At 35.8% G+C, this 21129-nt stretch carries 20 protein-coding genes and 3 pseudogenes; 13 read left to right on the forward strand and 10 right to left on the reverse strand.

Annotation, left to right across the window (positions count from 1 at the left end; translation table 11 throughout):
- Positions 1–44 precede the first annotated feature (44 nt).
- Both ACPT9C_RS06790 and fumC read right to left on the reverse strand, forming a co-directional pair.
- Positions 45–653 (reverse strand): chalcone isomerase family protein, encoded by a 609-nt coding sequence (locus tag ACPT9C_RS06790; RefSeq protein WP_050847104.1) that lies wholly within the window; start codon positions 651–653, stop codon positions 45–47.
- 127 nt (positions 654–780) lie between these two features.
- Positions 781–2175 (reverse strand): class II fumarate hydratase, encoded by a 1395-nt coding sequence (fumC, locus tag ACPT9C_RS06795; protein ID WP_050949182.1) that lies wholly within the window; start codon positions 2173–2175, stop codon positions 781–783.
- A 235-nt stretch (positions 2176–2410) separates the two neighbouring features.
- On the opposite strand from fumC, the gene ACPT9C_RS06800 reads away from it, so the two are divergent.
- The 6 genes from ACPT9C_RS06800 to valS all read left to right on the forward strand — a co-directional run bounded on the left by ACPT9C_RS06800 (position 2411) and on the right by valS (position 7597).
- A complete protein-coding gene (locus ACPT9C_RS06800) occupies positions 2411–2845 on the forward strand; it encodes a DNA polymerase III subunit chi (RefSeq protein WP_050949183.1) in 435 nt (144 codons plus the stop codon).
- An 84-nt stretch (positions 2846–2929) separates the two neighbouring features.
- A complete protein-coding gene (locus ACPT9C_RS06805; RefSeq protein WP_011961939.1) occupies positions 2930–3100 on the forward strand; it encodes a hypothetical protein in 171 nt (56 codons plus the stop codon).
- Positions 3090–3683: a zeta toxin family protein gene (locus ACPT9C_RS06810; protein WP_050949184.1), complete on the forward strand. Its 594-nt coding sequence runs from the start codon at positions 3090–3092 to the stop codon at positions 3681–3683. The genes ACPT9C_RS06805 and ACPT9C_RS06810 overlap by 11 nt, the downstream gene beginning before the upstream one ends.
- Positions 3684–3709: 26 nt before the next feature.
- Positions 3710–4024, forward strand: coding sequence for a N(4)-acetylcytidine aminohydrolase (gene yqfB / locus ACPT9C_RS06815; RefSeq protein ID WP_050949185.1), 315 nt, complete (start codon positions 3710–3712; stop codon positions 4022–4024).
- 22 nt (positions 4025–4046) lie between these two features.
- Positions 4047–4685 carry a phospholipase D-like domain-containing protein gene (locus ACPT9C_RS06820; protein ID WP_050949186.1) on the forward strand — a complete coding sequence of 213 codons (639 nt, stop codon included), beginning with the start codon at positions 4047–4049 and terminating at the stop codon, positions 4683–4685.
- A gap of 47 nt (positions 4686–4732) precedes the next feature.
- Positions 4733–7597 (forward strand): valine--tRNA ligase, encoded by a 2865-nt coding sequence (gene valS / locus ACPT9C_RS06825; RefSeq protein ID WP_050949187.1) that lies wholly within the window; start codon positions 4733–4735, stop codon positions 7595–7597.
- A 34-nt stretch (positions 7598–7631) separates the two neighbouring features.
- Here valS and hybG read toward each other — a convergent pair whose 3' ends face one another.
- From hybG to ftnA (ACPT9C_RS06865), 8 genes are all read right to left on the reverse strand, one after another.
- A complete protein-coding gene (gene hybG, locus ACPT9C_RS06830) occupies positions 7632–7907 on the reverse strand; it encodes a hydrogenase maturation factor HybG (RefSeq protein ID WP_050949188.1) in 276 nt (91 codons plus the stop codon).
- 130 nt (positions 7908–8037) lie between these two features.
- Positions 8038–9468: a bifunctional indole-3-glycerol-phosphate synthase TrpC/phosphoribosylanthranilate isomerase TrpF gene (gene trpCF / locus ACPT9C_RS06835; RefSeq protein WP_118879819.1), complete on the reverse strand. Its 1431-nt coding sequence runs from the start codon at positions 9466–9468 to the stop codon at positions 8038–8040.
- 30 nt (positions 9469–9498) lie between these two features.
- Complete coding sequence (gene trpD, locus ACPT9C_RS06840; protein ID WP_050949190.1) at positions 9499–10500, reverse strand: anthranilate phosphoribosyltransferase; 1002 nt, start codon at positions 10498–10500, stop codon at positions 9499–9501.
- 52 nt (positions 10501–10552) lie between these two features.
- Complete coding sequence (locus ACPT9C_RS06845; RefSeq protein WP_050949191.1) at positions 10553–10939, reverse strand: tautomerase family protein; 387 nt, start codon at positions 10937–10939, stop codon at positions 10553–10555.
- Positions 10940–10987: 48 nt separating this feature from the next.
- Complete coding sequence (locus tag ACPT9C_RS06850) at positions 10988–11569, reverse strand: aminodeoxychorismate/anthranilate synthase component II (protein ID WP_050949192.1); 582 nt, start codon at positions 11567–11569, stop codon at positions 10988–10990.
- 12 nt (positions 11570–11581) lie between these two features.
- Positions 11582–13129 carry an anthranilate synthase component I gene (gene trpE / locus ACPT9C_RS06855; RefSeq protein WP_425627456.1) on the reverse strand — a complete coding sequence of 516 codons (1548 nt, stop codon included), beginning with the start codon at positions 13127–13129 and terminating at the stop codon, positions 11582–11584.
- 382 nt (positions 13130–13511) lie between these two features.
- On the reverse strand, positions 13512–14009 hold the full coding sequence (gene ftnA, locus ACPT9C_RS06860) for a non-heme ferritin (RefSeq protein ID WP_050949194.1): 498 nt from the start codon (positions 14007–14009) through the stop codon (positions 13512–13514).
- A gap of 15 nt (positions 14010–14024) precedes the next feature.
- Positions 14025–14513, reverse strand: a complete 489-nt coding sequence (gene ftnA, locus ACPT9C_RS06865; RefSeq protein ID WP_041175333.1) for a non-heme ferritin — start codon at positions 14511–14513, stop codon at positions 14025–14027.
- A 562-nt stretch (positions 14514–15075) separates the two neighbouring features.
- Between ftnA (ACPT9C_RS06865) and ACPT9C_RS06870 the strand changes: the two are divergent.
- From ACPT9C_RS06870 to phoR, 7 genes and pseudogenes are all read left to right on the forward strand, one after another.
- A pseudogene (locus ACPT9C_RS06870) lies at positions 15076–15147 on the forward strand (YcgN family cysteine cluster protein); the annotation flags it as partial.
- A 279-nt stretch (positions 15148–15426) separates the two neighbouring features.
- Positions 15427–16431 carry a phosphate ABC transporter substrate-binding protein PstS gene (gene pstS, locus ACPT9C_RS06875; protein ID WP_111692001.1) on the forward strand — a complete coding sequence of 335 codons (1005 nt, stop codon included), beginning with the start codon at positions 15427–15429 and terminating at the stop codon, positions 16429–16431.
- Positions 16432–16521: 90 nt separating this feature from the next.
- Positions 16522–17469 (forward strand): phosphate ABC transporter permease subunit PstC, encoded by a 948-nt coding sequence (gene pstC / locus ACPT9C_RS06880; RefSeq protein WP_425627457.1) that lies wholly within the window; start codon positions 16522–16524, stop codon positions 17467–17469.
- Position 17470: 1 nt separating this feature from the next.
- The gene (pstA, locus tag ACPT9C_RS06885) at positions 17471–18319 is read left to right on the forward strand and encodes a phosphate ABC transporter permease PstA (protein WP_105905544.1); all 849 of its coding nucleotides are present in this window, start codon (positions 17471–17473) and stop codon (positions 18317–18319) included.
- 9 nt (positions 18320–18328) lie between these two features.
- Positions 18329–19096 (forward strand): phosphate ABC transporter ATP-binding protein PstB, encoded by a 768-nt coding sequence (gene pstB / locus ACPT9C_RS06890; protein WP_021035192.1) that lies wholly within the window; start codon positions 18329–18331, stop codon positions 19094–19096.
- A 76-nt stretch (positions 19097–19172) separates the two neighbouring features.
- A pseudogene (phoB, locus tag ACPT9C_RS06895) lies at positions 19173–19840 on the forward strand (phosphate regulon transcriptional regulator PhoB).
- A gap of 3 nt (positions 19841–19843) precedes the next feature.
- Positions 19844–21073, forward strand: a pseudogene (phoR, locus tag ACPT9C_RS06900) (phosphate regulon sensor histidine kinase PhoR).
- Positions 21074–21129: the final 56 nt, after the last annotated feature.

The following is a 21129-nucleotide window of genomic DNA, read 5'->3' on the forward strand; positions in this document are numbered from 1 at the left end:
AACAGGTATTTTTTACGTTTTAACAGATGGATGAAAGATAAATTTTAGCTTTGAGAGTTTTTTTGACTATCTAATAAATAATGTGGCGGCAACTCAGGCATTGACTCTTGTTCATCAAAGGATTCAATTTCAGGTTTGAGATAAAATTCCGCCGCTTCATGATTGCTTTTCGTTTTGCCTAATAATTGTGGCTGAAGTTTTACAAAAGTGCTATTCGGTGCAAGCCAAATGCCGATAAATGCTTGATTAAATTTAGCATCAAAATCGTGTTCCAAAACAGTATCATTTAATACAAAGTAACCTTTATCGGGTAAGGCAATATAGTTCAAAATATCGTTTGGGGAAAAATCAGGAAAGGTCGCTTGCATTTCTTTTAGCCAGCTTTGAGTATCGCCATCATTAAGTTTTAAGGTTTCAATTTCTTTAATCAGGGTAATCGCAAAATTTTTTCCTTCAATGGGTTTTTCATATTTGAAAGAGAGCATTAATGGACGTTCATTTTCTTGATAAGTGCCAGTTTCAGAAAATAAACCAATGGTATAAACATGGAACGGCCCCCAAGTGTATTCGGCATTTCCGATGGGTTGCCAATGGGCAAAAGGTGCGGCAGAAAAAAACGTTATCATTGCCACAAAAAGGGATTTCATTTTCATAATAAATTGCCGTGAATAAAATTGTGTTGATTATAACAAACCGCATCAAAAAACAAATGAAAAACGAGTAAAAAGGCGAGTAATTTTACTCGCCTTTAATATTACTGATGTTAATTTATGCGGTGAATTATTTTAGGCTACCCACCATATCTTCTGGGCGAACCCATTTATCAAAATCTTCGGCAGAAACTAAGCCTAAATTAATTGCTTCTTCACGCAATGTTGTGCCATTTTTGTGCGCCGTTTTTGCAATTTTAGCTGCGTTTTCATAGCCAATATGCGTATTAAGTGCGGTCACCAACATTAATGAATTTTCAAGTTGTTGTTTAATGCGTGGATAGTTTGGTTCAATACCCACTGCACAGTGTTCATCGAAAGATACGCAAGCATCGCCCAATAATTGAGCGGATTGTAAGAAGTTTGCAATCATCACAGGGTTGAACACATTTAATTGGAAGTGACCTTGCGAACCCACAAATGCGATGGTGGTGTCATTACCAAATACTTGTGCGCAAACCATTGTCATCGCTTCACATTGAGTTGGATTTACTTTACCCGGCATAATTGAAGAACCCGGTTCATTTTCAGGAATTAAAATTTCGCCAATTCCTGAACGAGGGCCTGATGCTAATAGACGAATATCGTTCGCAATTTTAAATAAACTCATTGCTAATTGACGTAATGCACCGTGAGTTTCAACAATCGCATCGTGTGCTGCTAATGCTTCAAATTTATTATCTGCAGTAACAAAAGGGAGGGCAGTGAATTTCGCAATGTAATCTGCCACTTTCACATCATAGCCTTTCGGCGTGTTCAAACCTGTACCAACCGCAGTGCCACCCAACGCTAATTGACTTAAATGTGGAAGAGTATTTTTTAATGCTTTTAAACCGAAATCTAATTGAGCAGCATAAGCTGAAAATTCTTGACCTAATGTGAGTGGCGTTGCATCCATTAAGTGAGTGCGGCCAATTTTTACCACGTTTTTGAAGGCTTCAGATTTTGCCGCAAAAGTTTTTTGTAAACGTTCAACACAAGGAATAGTGTGCTCAACTACTTTTTTATATGCTGCAATGTGCATTGCCGTTGGGAAAGTATCATTTGAAGATTGTGATTTGTTCACATCATCATTTGGGTGAATAATAGATTTTTCACCTAATTTGCCACCGTTTAACACATGCGCACGATTTGCAACCACTTCGTTCACATTCATATTGGATTGTGTACCAGAACCAGTTTGCCAAATAACGAGTGGGAATTGATCATCTAATTTATTTGCTAAAATTTCATCACAAGCCTTTGCAATTAAATCACGTTTTTCAAGAGGTAATACACCTAAATCATGATTAGCAAATGCAGCTGCTTTTTTCAAATAGCCAAAAGCTTCGATAATTTCATGTGGCATTGATGCGGCAGGACCGATTTTAAAGTTATTGCGTGAACGTTCAGTTTGTGCAGCCCAGTATTTATCTGCTGGAACTTGAACTTCACCCATTGTGTCTTTTTCAATACGAAATGCCATTCTATACTCCTATGAATTGAATGAAAATTAAAACTCAAGTGATTTTAACACTTCCGAGTTATTAGTGGAACGTAACAAAAACGTTAAAAATCAGTTTTGTGACATAGATCATAAAAGTGCGGTGGATTTTCAGACGTTTTTAATAATATCTATTTAATTATTTATCTTCCAAGGTTTTTTCGTTAGAATCCTAAACTTTGTATGGGGCTAGATTGAGAAAATAACGGGGCAAAAAATGGCAAAAACTGCACAATTTTATATTCTTACTGAAAATTGTACTTTAACTGTCGAAGAAATAGCCTGTAATCTTGCTGCCTCAATATGGCGTTCAGGGAAAAAAGTACTAATTAGTTGCGAAAGTGAGAGCCAAGCATTAGAAATTGATGAACTTTTGTGGCAACGAGATCCTAATGAATTTGTTCCACATAATTTATCGGGTGAGGCAACGCAATATCCTACACCGATTGAGATATCGTGGCTTGGAAAACGAAATTTACAACGTCGTGATATGTTAATTAATTTGCAACAAGAAATTCCAGATTTTAGCCACAGTTTTACCCAACTTATTGATTTTGTACCGAAAGATGATGCGTTAAAAACACAAGCCCGAGAACGTTATAAACAATTACGTCTGCAAGGTTGGAATCTTTCTACTGAAAACGTGGGTTAATAAATGAATGACATTACCTTTTATCAACGCTTTCAATTTTGAGTATTGAGCAGTAGGTTTTGAATTAATTAAAGAGGATAATTGATGACTGAACGTGAGAAAATTATTCAACAACAGAAACAACTTAAAGCGTTATTTTCAGTTTGGATGAAAGAAAAAATGAATCACGAGGTGGTTACCTTTCAAAAAACTGATGGCAAGATAGTCGAGCATTATCCTGATGGTTCGGAAAAAATTGTGGGTTATGCAAAATAAAGCGATTTTTTATTGTGGAACAAATGGTTCGGGAAAAAGTACTTTACGTTCTTTTAACCAAGATGCTGTGCAAATTGTGATTGATTCTGATCATATTGCAATGCAGATTAATCCTCAGAATCCAAGACTTGCTGATATTGATGCAGGCAGAAAAGCGATAGGGCTATTTCGTTTTGCTATTAAGCAACATATTGATTTTTCCATGGAATCGACACTTTCAGGTAATTCAATTATTCAAAGAATGAAAACGGCGAAAGAAAATGGCTTTTATGTACATTTAAATTATATTGGCGTTAATAGCGTTGAAATAAATCTTGCACGTGTTAAGGCAAGAGTTAAATCTGGCGGTCATTTTATTGCTGAAGATGTTGTAAAAAATCGTTACCAAATTAGTTTAGATAATTTATTTCTTGTTTTGCCATATTGTGATGAAATTTTTATTTATGATAATTCTAGCATTGCGCCTGAATTGATTTTTCAACTAAAAGATAACTGTATTACTCAATTTAGTGAATTTTTACCAAGTTGGTGTGAAAAAATATTGAATAATTTGAGAAATCTAGGATTTGTAAAAACTTTCTAAAACCTAACCGCTCTTTAAGGATCAAAATGCAACCAAACGACATCACTTTTTACCAACGTTTTGAAGCGGATATTCTCGCGGGGCGTAAAACCATCACCATTCGAGATAAATCCGAAAGCCATTTTAAAGCAGGCGATATTTTACGAGTGGGGCGGTTTGAAGATAATCAATATTTCTGCACTATTGAAGTGTTAAGTGTTTCACCGATTACCCTTGATGAACTGACGGAGCAACATGCGAAGCAGGAGAATATGGGTTTGGCTGAATTGCGAGAAGTGATTAAAACAATTTATCCCAATGAAAGTGAGTTTTGGGTGATTGAAATTAGGTTAGTAAACTAAAATAAGTGACGATGAGATTATAATGTATAAATTTGCTATTTTTTTAAGAAAGGATGCACAACCGAATTTTTTTAGAAACATTATTTTATCTACATTGAACAATAGTTATTTTGATAAATATGTCTTATGTAGTGCATTTTTTCAGGAAAATAAATTTAGTACTAGTTCAGAGATAATAAGTACACTTAATTCTACTCGAATAGTTAACATAGATATATATGGTTTATATAGAGGAACATGGAATAAACAATTTAACCAGTTCTGTAGTAATCTGAAAAACTATTATCAGAACTCAAGTTGTTCAACTAATTTTTATAAATTTAAGCCAAATTCCCATGCAAAAATTTTTATAGCAAGAAAACAAAATCTTCCTTTAATTTCAATAATTGGTAGTAGTAATTTAAGTGCTGGAGCATTTGCAGATAGAACTAGCAAGGAAAGATGGAATCAAGAGTGCGATGTTGTAATTTGGGACGATGGTGATTCTTCAAGTAAGAAAATCATAGAAAATATGCTAGAAAATATTCCAAGTGAATTAAAAAGTTTTATTTATATATCTAATTATGATCAAACTTATATTGCATCTGATATATCTTGTTTAGATAAAATTAATGAATTAGAAAATTTAATGAAAAATAATGCTGATATATATCCTGTATAGTTATTACAAATATATAACAGTATAAGTTTTACAAAAAGAGAAAAACAATGACACAAAAATTCGAAATGGCAGACCGTTTTAATCCGTCTGCGGTAGAACAAGCCCTTTATCAACATTGGGAAGAAAGCGGTTATTTTAAACCGTCTGAAAATGAAAATGTGCCGAGCTATTGCATTGCAATTCCGCCACCGAACGTAACAGGCTCCCTACACATGGGGCATGCGTTCCAGCAAACTTTGATGGATACGCTCATTCGTTTTAACCGTATGGAAGGGCATAACACCTTATGGCAAGCGGGGACAGACCATGCCGGTATTGCGACTCAAATGGTGGTGGAACGTAAAATTGCGGCTGAAGAAGGTAAAACACGCCATGATTATGGTCGTGAAGCCTTCATCAACAAAATCTGGGATTGGAAAGCCTATTCTGGTGGCACAATCAGCCAACAAATGCGTCGTTTAGGTAACTCAATCGACTGGGAACGTGAGCGTTTCACTATGGACGATGGTTTATCTAACGCCGTAAAAGAAGTGTTCGTTCGTTTGCACGAAGAAGGTTTGATTTACCGTGGCAAACGCTTAGTAAACTGGGATCCAAAACTTCACACCGCGATTTCTGATTTAGAAGTGGAAAATAAAGAGAGCAAAGGCTCCCTTTGGCATTTCCGCTATCCGTTAGCAAACGGTGCAAAAACGGCAGATGGTAAAGATTATTTAGTGGTCGCAACTACGCGTCCAGAAACCATGTTGGGCGATACGGCAGTGGCGGTGCATCCTGAAGATGAACGCTACAAAGATTTGCAAGGTAAGACGGTAATTCTACCGCTTGCAAACCGTGAAATTCCGATTATTGCGGATGAATATGTGGATCGTGAATTCGGTACTGGTGTGGTGAAAATTACGCCTGCGCACGACTTTAACGACTACGAAGTGGGTAAACGTCACAGCTTGCCGATGGTCAATGTATTAACCTTAAACGCAGATATTCGTGATGAAGCGGAAATTATTGGTACTGATGGCAAACCACTTGCAGGATATGAAGCGACTATTCCTACGGATTACCGTGGTTTAGAGCGTTTTGCTGCACGTAAAAAAATCGTGGCAGATTTTGAAGCACTAGGTTTATTAGACGAAATTAAACCACACGATTTGAAAGTACCTTATGGCGACCGTGGCGGTGTACCGATTGAGCCGATGTTAACCGACCAATGGTATGTGAGCGTGAAACCGCTTGCTGATGTAGCGATTAAAGCGGTAGAAGACGGCGAAATCCAATTCGTGCCAAAACAATATGAAAACCTTTACTTCTCTTGGATGCGTGATATTCAAGATTGGTGCATCTCTCGCCAACTTTGGTGGGGACACCGTATTCCAGCGTGGTATGACGTGGAAGGCAATGTGTATGTCGCGCGTAACGAAGAAGAAGTGCGGTCAAAATACAACTTAGATTCTGCGGTTGAACTTAAACAAGATGAAGACGTGTTAGATACTTGGTTCTCATCAGGCTTATGGACTTTCTCCACTTTAGGTTGGCCTGAGCAAACTAAAGAACTCAAAATGTTCCACCCTACGGATGTGTTAATCACTGGCTTCGATATCATCTTCTTCTGGGTTGCACGTATGATTATGTTTACGATGCATTTCGTAAAAGATGAAAACAGCAAACCACAAGTGCCATTCAAAACGGTGTATGTAACAGGCTTGATCCGTGATGAACAAGGTCAAAAAATGTCGAAATCGAAAGGTAACGTGCTTGATCCAATCGATATGATTGACGGTATCAGCCTTGAAGATTTACTTGAAAAACGCACTGGCAACATGATGCAGCCGCAATTGGCAGAGAAAATTGCCAAAGCAACCCGTAAAGAATTTACGGACGGTATTGCTGCTCACGGTACAGACGCATTGCGTTTCACATTAGCTGCGTTGGCTTCAAACGGTCGTGATATCAACTGGGATATGAAACGTTTAGAAGGCTACCGCAACTTCTGTAATAAATTATGGAATGCAAGCCGTTTCGTATTAACGAATGACAAATTAGATTTAAGCGAAGGCGAGATCGAGTTTTCATTAGCCGATCGTTGGATTCAATCGGAATTCAATCGCACAGTGGAAACTTTCCGTAGCTCATTAAGCCAATATCGTTTTGACCTGTGTGCCAATGCGATTTATGAATTTACCTGGAACCAATTCTGCGACTGGTATTTGGAATTGACTAAACCAGTATTTGCCAACGGCAATGCCGCACAAATCCGTGCAGCAAGCCAAACTTTGGTTCATGTGCTAGAAAAATTATTACGTTTAGCCCATCCACTAATTCCATTTATTACCGAAGAAATTTGGCAAAAAGTGAAAGGCTTTGTCGGCATTACGGCTGACAGCATTATGTTACAACCTTTCCCACAAGTGGAAGAAAACGGCTTTGATCCAGAAGCAGAAGCTGAAATTGAGTGGTTAAAAGAAGTGATCGTTGCGGTACGTAATATCCGTGCAGAAAGCAATATCGCACCAAGCAAAGGCTTAGATCTGTTATTCCGTAATTTAAGTGCAGAGAATGCAAAAATTCTTGAAAAACAGACCGCTCTTTTAAAAGCAATGGCGAAATTAGACAACGTTCAAGTGTTAGCGGCAAATGAAACTGCACCACTTGCGGTAGCAAAACTTGTTGGAAACGCTGAATTGCTTGTGCCAATGGCTGGGTTTATCAATAAAGAAGCTGAGCTTGCACGTTTAACCAAAGAGATTGAAAAATATCAAAACGAAGTTAAACGCATCGAGAATAAACTTAGCAATGAAGCTTTTGTGGCTAAAGCACCTGAAGCAGTGATTGCGAAAGAACGCGAAAAACAAGCGGAATACCAATCTGGATTAGAAAAAATCCAAGAGCAGTATAAAGCGATTGAGGGGTTATAGCTAAATATAAAAAGTAGGCATTATGCCTACTTTTTTATTTCTGATTTAATCCTAAAAAATCTCCAACTTCATGTTCGAGTTGGCTCATTGCGAGCAGAGCCTCTTGGGTTTTCTTAGCTTCATCTTCATCAATAACACTCATTGCAAAGCCCACATGAACAAGCACCCATTTGCCAAGTAAATCGGCTAGATTTCCCGTACAGACTAGTGAAATATTTACTTCACGTTGTACGCCACATACATCCACTGTGGCAAGTTGAAGATAATTTTCATCAATTTTGACAATTTGACCCGGAACGCCTAAACACATAATATTTTTATTCCTATTGGCATTTAAGCTGAAATATAGATTTATTTTACTATTAGGTAGAATAAATTATTACGATCTGGATCAATAGTTGCACATTTCAGATTATTTAGTGATTTCTATGTTATTAAAATTAATAAATATTATTAAAAACTAACCGCACTTTTTCTTGATCTTTGACGCCCGCAGAACTTTCTACTCCAGAATTAATATCCAAGCCTAAGCAATTTTGTTGAATGGCTTGTTCTACGTTATTTGGCGAGATACCGCCAGCTAAAATAATCTTGTGCTTAAGATGTTCGGGAATTAATGACCAATCAAAGGTTTTTCCTGTGCCACCTTGCTGGTTCGCTGTTTGGCTATCAAAAATATAACGATCCACATTCAAATCATCGGTAAAATCGATCGCACTTTGGGTTTCAATATTGACAGAAATCGCTTTCCAGATTTGCGTGTTTTTTGGTAGCTGCTGGCGAAGTGCGGTAATAAATGCTTCAGTTTCTACACCATGTAATTGCACCGCATAAAGCTGTAACTGGTTGGCTATTTTTACGATAAAGTCAATTTCTTGATTCTGAAAAACACCAACAAATCGAAGTGGAGCAGCGGTTACCAATTCTTGCGCTTGGCGTAAACTCACACAACGTTTTGAATGTTCTACGAAGATTAATCCACCGTAAAGCGCACCATTTTCGTAAACGATTTTGACATCTTGCGCGCGTGTTAAACCGCATACTTTATTTTCTCCAAAAATCACTGAGCGAACTGCATTATTCAAATCTTGGTTGCCCATTAAGCTGCTCCCAATTAAGAAACCATGCGCCACTTTTTGTAATTGACGAATTTGCTTGTGATTGTAAATGCCTGATTCGCTAATAATACGTACATCAGCAGGGATTCGGTCGGCGTATTTTTCAGTGAGTTCAACAACACGATTTAAATCCACAGTTAAATCATGCAAATTACGGTTATTGACACCGATAATTTTCGCACCAAGCCTAAGAGCACGTTCAAATTCTTCTTCATTGCTGGTTTCTGTCAATACGCCCATGCCAAGAGAATGTGCAAGATCTGCCAGCACACGATAAGTTTCATCATTTACCACGGAAAGCATTAATAAAATCGCATCAGCTTGATAGTAGCGAGCAAGGTAAACCTGATATTCGCTGATCATAAAATCTTTGCAAAGAACAGGTTGGCTCACGATATCGCGAACTAAAGGCAAGAACTCAAAATTCCCTTGGAAGTATTTTTCATCTGTCAGAACAGATACCGCAGAGGCATAATGTTTATAGACATTGGCGATTTCTTCCAAATTAAATTCAGCACGAATTAACCCCTTAGAAGGAGAGGCTTTTTTACATTCCAAAATATAAGTGGGCTTTTGATGCGTGCCTTTTGCTAATGCATCATAAAAAGAGCGGTCAGATTTTTGAATGTTTTGTTTAAACTGAGAAAGGGGAAATTCCTTTTCTTTTGCTTTAACCCATTGTGCTTTGTCTAAGACGATTTTTTGTAGCACCGTAGCAGAGCCAATAGGTTTTGTGAAATCTTGGGTAATCATAGTTTTCTTCTAGTTGTAGTTATAGCAACATTAATATTTCGTTAAGTTTTGTAGTGTTTCAAACGCTTTACCAGATGCGAGATGAGCTAACACATTTTGCACATTTTGTTTTAAATCATTGTAACCGAATAATTTTAATAATAATGCTGTATTTGCTGCGACAGCATTTGCGTGTTCAGCTTTTCCTTTGCCTTGTAAAAGTGCGGTGAGTATTTGGGCATTTTCTTGTGGTTCGCCGCCGCGAAGGCTTTCTAGGGATTGTGTTTTTAAGCCAAAATCTTCAGGCGTTAAAGTGATATATTCAATTTTGCCATTTTTAATTTCGGCCACTTGTGTTTCGCCGTGCAATGCGACTTCATCTAAGCCAGAACCATGTACAACAAAGGAATGTTGATGTTCTAAGACAACTGCGGTTTCAGCATAGGTTTTTACTAATTCAGGTGCATACACGCCAAGTAAATGATAAGTTGGGCGAGCAGGATTGATAAGCGGCCCTAAAATATTAAAGATAGTGCACGTTTTTAAAGATGCACGGACTGGTGCAACATGGCGGAAACCAGAATGATATTGTTGAGCAAATAAAAAGCAGACACCAATTTCATCTAATGCTTGTCGAGCTTGCTCTGGTGTGACGTTCACATTAACGCCAAGTGCCGTTAATACATCACTGGCACCTGATTTACTTGATACGCTACGATTGCCATGTTTTGCTATCTTTGCTCCCATTGATGCTGCAACAATGGCACTAGCTGTAGAAATATTAATAGTGTTTTGACCATCGCCTCCTGTTCCTACAATATCCGCAAAAGGGTAGTCTGGATATGGAAATGCTTTAGCATTTTGTAAGGATGCTGATACCGCACCACTTAATTCATCAATGCTGACACCACGTACTTTTAACGCAATCAGCATAGCTGCAATTTGTTCGTTATTGAGTTCTCCTTGCATAATGGCGTTAAAAATGACCGCACTTTCTGCTTTATTGAGTGTTTGTCCGTTGTAAAGTTGTTCTAAAAGTTGTTCGTGTTGCATAGTCTATTCCTGTTTTTATTTGTATGTGGATTTGTTAATTTTCTATATTTTATTAAACATAAATATCGTAATCTAAATCGCGCGCTTCATCGCCTGTCATTCCACGGAATCCCCAGCAATGTGCAGGCTGTTCTTTAATCGTAATTTCCACATCGTGAGCTCGAATGCCGAGTTTGTACTCTAGCTCGCTAAACAGCATTTTTATCAAGCGTTTTTTCGTACCTTCCATACGACCAGCCATCAGGTTAATTTCGATGACCGTGTAATCATCGCTGCGGTCAAAAGGGTAGTAAAAATCCTCTTTTTCTAAGCACAAAAAACGAATCGCGTGTTTGCCTTTTGGAATGTCTAAGCCGAGATGAAGACTGTTATAAATTACTTCCGCAAGTTTTTCACGACGTGGTGAAAGTTTGGATTTAAGTCCGAATACAGTGATCATATTTTCTCCTTTAAAGTGCGGTTAAAAATTACCGCACTTTTTTCTGTCTTATCTATTTAACAACCATTCAATTGATTGTTGTAATAATTGTGAACCTTGCACAGTTAAAATACTCTCAGGATGGAATTGAAATGCGCAAATGGGTAAATCACGATGACGAATTGCCATAATAATGCCATTATATTCCGCATTGACGACAAATTCTTGTGGTAAATTTTGTCCCATTAAAGAATGATAACGCGCCACAGGCATTGGATTAGCAAGATCTTTAAACATGGCTTCGTTATCATGAGTGATACGAGAAACTTTACCATGCAATACTTCGCCAGCATGAACAACGTTACCACCAAAGGCTTGAATCAACGCTTGATGCCCTAAACAAATTCCAATAATCGGTACTTGATTTTTTAAACGTTCGATCAATGGCAGTAAAATCCCTGCTTCTGATGGCGTTCCTGGCCCAGGAGAAAGCGCAAGAATGGTATCAGGTGTATTAAGTGCGGTTTCTATCAGTTTTTCTAAGTCGCAGTCATTGCGATAAATTGTGACGTTGTGACATAATACACGAAATTGATCCACAAGATTGTAAGTAAAGGAATCGAAGTTATCTAAAAATAAAATATTAGCCATAATAATTCTTCCTTATTTTGCTTGTATATTAACTTGACGAATTGCTTTTAAGACAGCTGCGGCTTTGTGGCGTGTTTCATCGGCTTCCATTTGTGGATCAGAATCCAATACTTCGCCGCAACCTGCTTGCACATGGGCTACCCCATTTTGTACGAAAGCAGAACGGATCACGATACAGGTATCAAAATGTCCATCGGACGTGAGATAACCCACCGCACCACCGTAACTATGGCGTTTTTGTTGCTCAAATTGATAAATAAGCTGCATTGCTTTGATTTTTGGCGCACCAGTTAATGTGCCCATATTCATACAGGCTTGATAGGCGTGAAGCGCATCTAACTCAGGGCGTAATTTACCCACTACACGAGAGACCAAATGCATGATGTGAGAATAGCGATCCACTTGCATTAATTCAGCCACTTTACGGGTACCACTTTGGCAAACTCGAGCAATGTCGTTACGTGCTAAATCAACCAACATTAAATGTTCCGCTTGTTCTTTGTGATCAAGGCGAAGTTCTAGTTCTAAACGAGCATCCAATTCAGGATCGATATTGCCGTGAGCATCAAAACCACGAGGGCTTGAACCTGCGATGGGGTAAATTTCTAACTGACGATTTTCTGGTTCATATTTCAACGCACTTTCTGGCGATGCACCAAACAAAATAAAGTCTTCATCATTCATATAGAACATATAAGGGCTTGGATTATTTTGTTTGAGTTGAGCATAACTGGCTAATGTATTCGGGCAAGCAAGGGAAAAACGACGAGAGGGCACAATTTGGAAGACATCACCAATGTTAATGTGATATTTTAAGGCTTTTACAATGCCAGTAAATTCAGGATCGTTAAAGTTTGTTTTAACTTCATCACTTGCTGCTTTAATAGAAAGAACGTTATCAATATTTTTTAGTTTTTGCGCGATAGAAAGCGAGGTTTTCGCAATATTGACTTGTTCTTCTTGAGCAAAACAGAAACTTTTGAGTGTCGCTTGTTGATTTTGATGATCGATAGTAATGAGGTATTCGGCAAGATAGAAACTGTAATCAGGGCAGTCGATACCATCATTTTGCAATGTAATACCATCCATTGGAATAAAATTTGCGACGAGATCGTAAGCAAATAATCCGCCTAAGAAAATAGGCGTTTGATAAAGAGTAGAAATAACACGCAGTCCGTCAAAAATAGTGGCAGATTGTAATTTGCTATCTTCATCGAGTTGATTATCAAGTGGCGAAAATTGTACAGAAAATTCTTCTTCAAAATTGACCGCACTTATTTTCCCAAGTGCGGTTAATTTTGGATAAATTTCTTTTAAAACTTGTTTTCCATTCTCATTTAATGCTTTAAATGTGACGTTGTGACCTAAGCACGTTATTTTAACCGCAGAATTGACTAAGATAAGGCTTTGTAAACTGTTTTTACTCCCGATTTCGGCAGAATCGAGTAGAAGAGAATTTGAATTTGGTTGGCAAAGTGTATTAAAAATAGCGGTGGTGTCAGCATAATAGGGAATGGGTTGCGCTGTCACTGCAATAAAGGCTTGAGCTTGAATATTCATATTTATTTATCCTTTTGGAAATTTTGTACTATTAAACTAGTGCAAAAGGAATAAGTCAAGCCTGATTTTAATTTTTTATGTTTTTTGATTAAAAAATGTGTTTTTTATTCCTTTGCCCAAGGGCGACCTCCATAATATTCTATATTTTGCTGATTTATCACTTCTAATATTTTTGCAGAAATATTATTGTTATCTTCATCTGACAAAGATAATTGAGGAAAAACACGACGATAAGGTAAGCAATATGTTTTGATAAGATTGGAAATAAAGATTACGCTCTGTAATTATCTAATAGAAAATATTTTTAGAAAATTTGGAATTAAAATAATCTGGCAGACACATTATTTTAAATAAAAGCTCTGCCAGATTTGATGATCTATAATTAGGCTTCGGTAGCGAGATTACCTAAATCCTTATCGATTAAGAACAAGCTTTTGCCATCTTCTCCAAGAAGATTTAATTTATCTAAAATACTACTAAATAATTTTTCTTCTTCATGTTGTTCTTCCACATACCATTGTAAGAAATTAAATGCAGAGTAGTCTTTTTCTTCAAAGGTTTTACCTACTAATTCATTGATTTTACTGGTAATTAATTTTTCATGCTCATAGGTAGTTTCAATTACTTCTTTTAATGATTTATATTCATGTGCAGGTGCTTCAATTGCAGAAATTACAGCACGTGAGCCAGTTTCATTTAAATAAGTAAACAATTTACGCATATGTTGCATTTCTTCAGCTGCATGAACTGATAAGAATTTTGCCGTGCCTTCAAAGCCTTGCTGATCGCACCAAGCACTCATTTGTAAATATAAATTAGAAGAATAAAACTCTAAATTCATTTGATCGTTTAATAGTTTTACTACATTTTCTGATAACATATTATTTTCTCCTATCTATTCCAAAGTTGCGAGTTCACGATCAATAAAGAATAATCCTTTGCCATCTTCGCCAACAAGATTAAATCTATCAATAATTCCACTAAATAATTTTTCTTCTTCATGCTGTTCTGCTACATACCACTGCAAAAAGTTAAAAGCAGAGTAGTCTTTGCTTTCAAAAGTAACTTCAACTAATTCATTGATTTTTGAAGTGACTAATTTTTCATGTTCTAAAGTTATTTCAAAAACTTCTCTTAATGAAGAATAATCATGTTTAGGTGCATCAATTTTTCCTAAAAGAGGCATACCGCTAGTTTCACTTACGTAATTAAACAGTTTTTGCATATGTTCTAATTCTTCATCAGCATGACGAAGTAAGAAGGCAGCAGCACCTTCATAACCGTGTTTTGAACACCATGCACTCATTTGTAAGTAAACATTAGAAGAGTAGAACTCTAAATTAATTTGGTCGTTCAGCTTGTTTATGATTATTTGATTAAGCATAACTAATTCCTTTCCATTTTGATTGATAAAATGCAATAAAGCGTAATTTGCGGCAATCATTTTAAATTCACAAATGATAATTGCAAGTTTTTTATCAAAAAAATTTTATATAACTCATTAATTTTAAAAAGAAAAATAAAAAACAATTATTATCATTTACATAATGATATATAAATTAAATATGACGTTGTCACAATGAAACTAACAAATTTTAAATTAGTATTAGATATGCCTTTATTTTCCTCCTTAGATTTGGATGAAAATTTAGATTATCGAGTAAACATGAAAGAGTTCATACCCATTTTCAGCCTAAGCCCAATAACTATTTGCATATCTGTCACGCAAAGTCCTATTTAGCTTTGGTTTGCAAAATTTATTTCTTATTGCACATACGATCCTGAAACTTTAGGCAAAAATCCAGCAGATTGACACAAAGTAAAAGGCATCATTCATTAAGTTTCGGCTGCGTATAATCATTCTGCTGAGTTTTCAATGTGTCAAATCTGAATGTAGAAAATGACATTGAAAGGTGATAAAACCAAATTCTTTAACGATAAATAATGGCTGCGGTAAACGCCAAAAACTCTATTACATCCGAATTGCTTGTAACTTTTCAGATGTGGAAACAGGAAAGTAAGGTAATTATTCAGGGTATTTTAAAATTGAAACCGACTGAACAAAACTTACCAACTTTTATTAAACCTAAAGATCGTTATCAATTAATTGACAAATGTAATATCATTCTACTAGAAAAACACGGTACAAATTTACCTGTACTTTTCTTATAACTACTTTCTTTTGATTATCCATTTAAAATTTTTCATATTGTCATCAAACTGTCACAATTATTTTCTACACTTCGCTACGCAATCTAAATAACACTCAAGGAGAATTTGTTATGTTTATGCATAAAATGAAAAAAAATCTTATTATCGTTTTAACCTTAGGTACGTTACCTTTTGCTCAAGCTAATAGCATCACTGGTGCTGGAGCGTCTTTCCCTTATCCAATTTATGCGAAGTGGGCATCTTTATATGAGAAAGAAACTGGGAATAAAGTTAATTATCAATCCATCGGTTCGGGCGGCGGACAACAGCAAATTATTGCAAAAACGGTTGATTTTGGTGCCTCTGACGATCCAATGAAATCCGAATTATTACAACAACACCAACTAGTCCAATTCCCTGCGGTTATCGGTGGTATAGTGCCTGTTGTTAATTTGCCTGAAATTAAATCTGGTAAATTAAAGTTATCAGGTAAGCTGTTAGCAGAAATCTTCCTTGGTAAGATTAAAAAATGGAACGATCCTGCCTTAGTTGCATTAAATCCAACGCTTCCTTTACCAAATAAAAACATTATTGTGATTCATCGTTCAGACGGCTCTGGAACAACATTTGGCTTCACTAATTATCTATCTAAAATTTCGAACGATTGGAAAAATCAAGTTGGTGAAGGTAAATCAGTGAAGTGGTTAACAGGTCAAGGTGGAAAGGGGAATGAGGGAATTGCTTCTTATGTTCGCCAAATGAAATACTCCATTGGTTATGTAGAGTATGCCTATGCCAAACAAAATCAGCTTACTTGGATTTCATTACAAAATCAAGCAGGGCAATTTGTACAGCCTTCTAATGAAAGTTTCATGGCAGCTGCAAGTCACGCAAAATGGCACGAAAAGGCGGGAATGGGTGTTATATTAACCAATGAAACGGGGGAAAAATCTTGGCCAATTACGGCAGCGAGTTTTATTTTATTAAATAAATATTCTGACAATCCTGAAACAACTAAAAATGTATTAGCCTTTTTTGATTGGGCATTCTCAAGAGGGCAAGATGCGGCAACTGAATTAGATTATGTGCCAATTCCTGCTGATGTGGTAGCTACCATTAAAAGTCAATGGAAAACAGAGCTAAAACAATAAAATCTCTTTATTTTATACCGCACTTTATACAAAACCTAGCACTTAACATTAATAAAGTGCGGTTATCTTAAATAATTTTGGAAAATACTTATGCTCACAAAAAGTCGGAAATATTTTAATCAAACATGGATTGAATCATTATTCAAACAGACTACGGCATTGTTTGCTTTGCTTGTGTTTATTTTACTTGCTGCTATTTTAATTTCTTTAGTCATAGGAAGCTGGGAAAGTATTAAACGTTTTGGTGGGAGTTTTCTATTAGAAACATATTGGGATCCTGTACAAGAACAATATGGGGCAATTATTCCTATTTTAGGTACGCTTATTACGGCGGGTATCGCATTATTTATCGCAGTACCCATTTCATTTGGTATTGCTATTTTTTTAACGGAGCTAGCTCCCAATTGGCTAAAACGTCCTATAAGCATTGCAATTGAAATGCTAGCTGCAATTCCTTCTATTATTTACGGAATGTGGGGGTTGTTTGTTTTCGTTCCATTATTTCAAGAACATATTCAGCCAGTACTAATTGACAATTTGGGTAATTTACCTGGATTAGAATTATTTTTTTCTGGCGTACCTTTTGGTGTTGGTTTATTTACGGCAGGATTAGTGCTTGCCATAATGATCATTCCTTTTATTGCATCCGTAATGCGGGATGTCTTTAGTATAGTACCACCAATGTTAAAAGAAGGTGCTTATGGATTAGGTGCAACCACTTGGGAAGTGGTTCGACAAGTGATTGTACCACACACTAGAATAGGGCTTGTTGGGAGTGTGATGCTAGGATTGGGAAGAGCATTGGGCGAAACAATGGCTATCACTTTTATTATAGGTAATTCGTTTCAATTGCCTAATTCCTTATTTTCACCTTCTACCTCAATCGCATCTGCTATTGCTAACGAATTTAATGAAGCAGGTGGATTACAAAAATCTGCATTGATGGAATTAGGATTACTTCTCTTTGTTATCACAACTATGGTATTGATTTTATCAAGATTAATGATTACAAAAATGCAACAAACAAAAAGGAAATAAGATGAAAACTAATCAAAACTTGCGTTTTTATTGGCGTAAAACACACAATAAATTAATGTTAGGGCTTTCCTATATTTCAGTAATTATCGGCTTATTTTGGTTGTGTTGGATATTATTCACTCTAATTACCAAAGGCATTCCAGCTTTATCAATTGATTTATTCACACAATCTACCCCTGCCCCTAATGAAAAAGGGGGATTGTTAAATGCACTGATTGGTTCGTTTTTTATTGTCGGTGCGGGTACATTGATAGGCACGCCTATAGGGGTATTGGCAGGAACGTATTTGGCAGAATATGGTCGTTATAGCCGTTTCGCACAAATTACCCGTTTTCTTAATGATATTCTTCTTTCTGCCCCTTCTATTATTATTGGTTTGTTTGTTTACAGCTTATATGTATCAAAAATCGAGCATTTTTCAGGGTGGGCTGGAGCATTCGCATTAGCTTTATTGCTTATTCCTATCGTGGTACGCACTACGGACAATATGTTATTACTTGTACCAAATAATTTACGTGAAGCAGCGGCAGCTCTTGGTTGCTCTCAATGGCAAGTTATTATGATGATTTGTTATCGAGCAGCTAAATCAGGGATTTTAACTGGCGTGCTATTGGCAGTTGCCCGAATTTCAGGAGAAACTGCACCACTATTATTTACCGCACTGTCTAATCAATTTCTATCTTGGAATATGAATGAACCTATCGCAAATTTACCTGTAGTTATTTATCAATATGCAGCAAGTCCTTTTACAGATTGGAATAATCTAGCTTGGGCAGGTGCAGCTCTAGTAACATTATTTGTGCTTTGCTTAAACATTTTCACTCGACTCTTCTTTCAACATAAAAAATAATGAGGCAATATGATTAGTCTACAAGAAACCAAAATAGCTGTGCAAAATCTAAATTTCTACTATGAGGATTTTCATGCATTAAAAAACATTAATTTACGTATCGCTAAGAATAAAGTGACCGCCTTTATTGGTCCTTCAGGTTGCGGTAAATCTACTTTATTGCGGAGTTTTAATCGGATGTTTGAGCTATATCCAAATCAAAAAGCTACTGGTGAAATTAATTTAGACGGTGAAAATTTACTCACAACAAAGATGGATATTTCTCTGATTCGTGCTAAGGTTGGTATGGTTTTCCAAAAACCAACGCCATTTCCAATGTCGATTTATGATAATATTGCATTCGGTGTTCGTTTGTTTGAAAAATTATCAAAAGAAAAGATGAATGAACGAGTAGAATGGGCATTGACTAAGGCCGCTCTTTGGAATGAAGTGAAAGATAAATTACATAAAAGCGGAGATAGTTTATCTGGCGGACAACAGCAACGCTTGTGCATTGCTCGAGGAATTGCTATTAAACCTAGTGTGTTGTTGCTCGATGAACCTTGTTCGGCATTAGATCCTATTTCGACTATGAAAATTGAAGAACTCATTACGGAGTTAAAACAAGATTATACTGTGGTTATGGTAACTCATAATATGCAACAAGCTACACGTTGCTCCGACTATACGGCATTTATGTATTTGGGTGAATTAGTTGAATTTGGTCAAACACAACAAATTTTTGATAGACCTAAGATACAACGTACAGAAGATTATATTCGCGGTAAAATGGGGTAGTTAAAAAGTAAAAGTTTGGTGAGAATGTATTATTTCTCACTTCACTTTTATGCCATAAATCAAATGAAGGAGTATTATGACAAGAAAAATTCTGATAGTTGAAGATGAATGTGCAATCCGTGAAATGATCGCACTGTTTTTATCTCAAAAATACTATGATGTGATTGAAGCGAGCGATTTCAAAACAGCGATAAACAAGATAAAAGAAAATCCTAAGCTAATATTATTGGATTGGATGCTACCTGGTCGTTCAGGTATACAATTTATACAGTAAAGCAAGAAAAGCTGCTGCGATTCCCATTATTATGCTCACAGCTAAAAGTACAGAAGAAGATTGTATTGCCTGTTTAAATGCAGGGGCTGATGACTACATCACTAAACCCTTTTCACCTCAAATTTTATTAGCTCGCATTGAGGCAGTATGGAGGAGAATTTACGAACAACAAAGTCAATTTATACAAATCGATGAACTTTCCATTGATGAAAATGCTCAGAGAGTGTGTTTTTCCAACAGCAGGAAATTAATTTAAGTAGTACAGAATTTAAATTGTTACATTTTTTTATGAGGCACCCTGAAAAAGTTTATTCTAGAGAACAATTGTTAAACCGTATTTGGCATAATGATCTAGAAGTTGAATATCGCACTGTTGATAGCTATATCGCCGTTTACTAGCCTTTAATGGCATCCAAACAGTTCGAGGATCTGGTTATCGATTTTCTAGTTATTTACGAGATAAAAAATGAAAAATATTGAATTTTATTGTTGAAATAAATTTGGCAATCATTATTTCCTTATTTACTTCGATTTTATTCTTTGGTTTGCAATAATACTTTTATTAATTTTAGCTTGGCATCATATTAATGAATATTTACTCAAATATCTCAATTTAAAGCAATTAATAAATTCTCTTTTTAAAATTAGACATTCGTCAATTAAACCTTCAAAATACAAAGAAAAATGTGCAAGTTTACGTTTGTTATCTCAAATAAATAAAAATATTAAGTATTTACCAGATGCAATTATTATCTGTCAGCATAATGGTAATATTTGTGTAATTCAATTGCGCAACAGATGTTTGATTTTTGTTGGAATAAAAAAGTCCAGAAAAATATTTTTGATGTTATTTTTTATGAACAATTTAAACATTATTTTTTCAGTCAAAAAAAGACGACCGTTAGTACTATTAACTTATAATCAACGTTATATTGAGGTGCAGTCGCACGCTTATAATTCTCATATGATTTTAGTTATCGCTCGAGATATTACAGATATGATTCATTTACTTAATTCACGCCAAAATTCTTGAGTAATATTAATCACGAGCTACGTACTCCATTAACCGTATTACAAGGTTACTTAGAAATTCTTGCAGATAATAATATTCAGAACTCTACAAAAGGCTATTTTGCAATGCAAGAGCAAAGCCAACGAATGGAACATCTATTACAACAATTTTAATTTAGCAAAATAGAAACAACTTCAGATAAGGATTTTCGTACATTTGATATGTCAGCCATGATAAATTCTTTAAGAAAAGATACAGATATATTAAATACTTATAATCATCACATTGAATTTATTATTCAGCCTAATATCATTATTTTTGGAAATGAATCTCAACTAAGAAGTGCCGTTTCAAATTTAATTTATAATGCTATTAAGCATTCTGGTAAACAGTGTCATATTCAAATTCAATGGGAAACTTGTGAACAGGGTATTAAATTTAACGTGATAGATAATGGTGTTGGCATATCACCACAGCATATTCCACATTTAACAGAACGTTTTTATAGAGTTGATGAATCTCGTAGCCATTTAACTGGTGGAAGTGGTTTAGACTAGCTATTGTGAAGCATACTTTATTACAATATCATTCTCATTTAAATATTGAAAGTACTAAAACGAAGGGTAGTAGTTTTTCGTTTATCATACCTAAACGCTTTGTCATATCAAAAAATAATAAAGAAATTCAATGATAATACACGTTGCAAGTATTAGCTGACACGGTAGTAAATAACACATCAGAAAATCG

Source organism: Haemophilus sp. HN_Hi16, from assembly GCF_049823435.1.
GTDB lineage: Bacteria > Pseudomonadota > Gammaproteobacteria > Enterobacterales > Pasteurellaceae > Haemophilus > Haemophilus influenzae_D.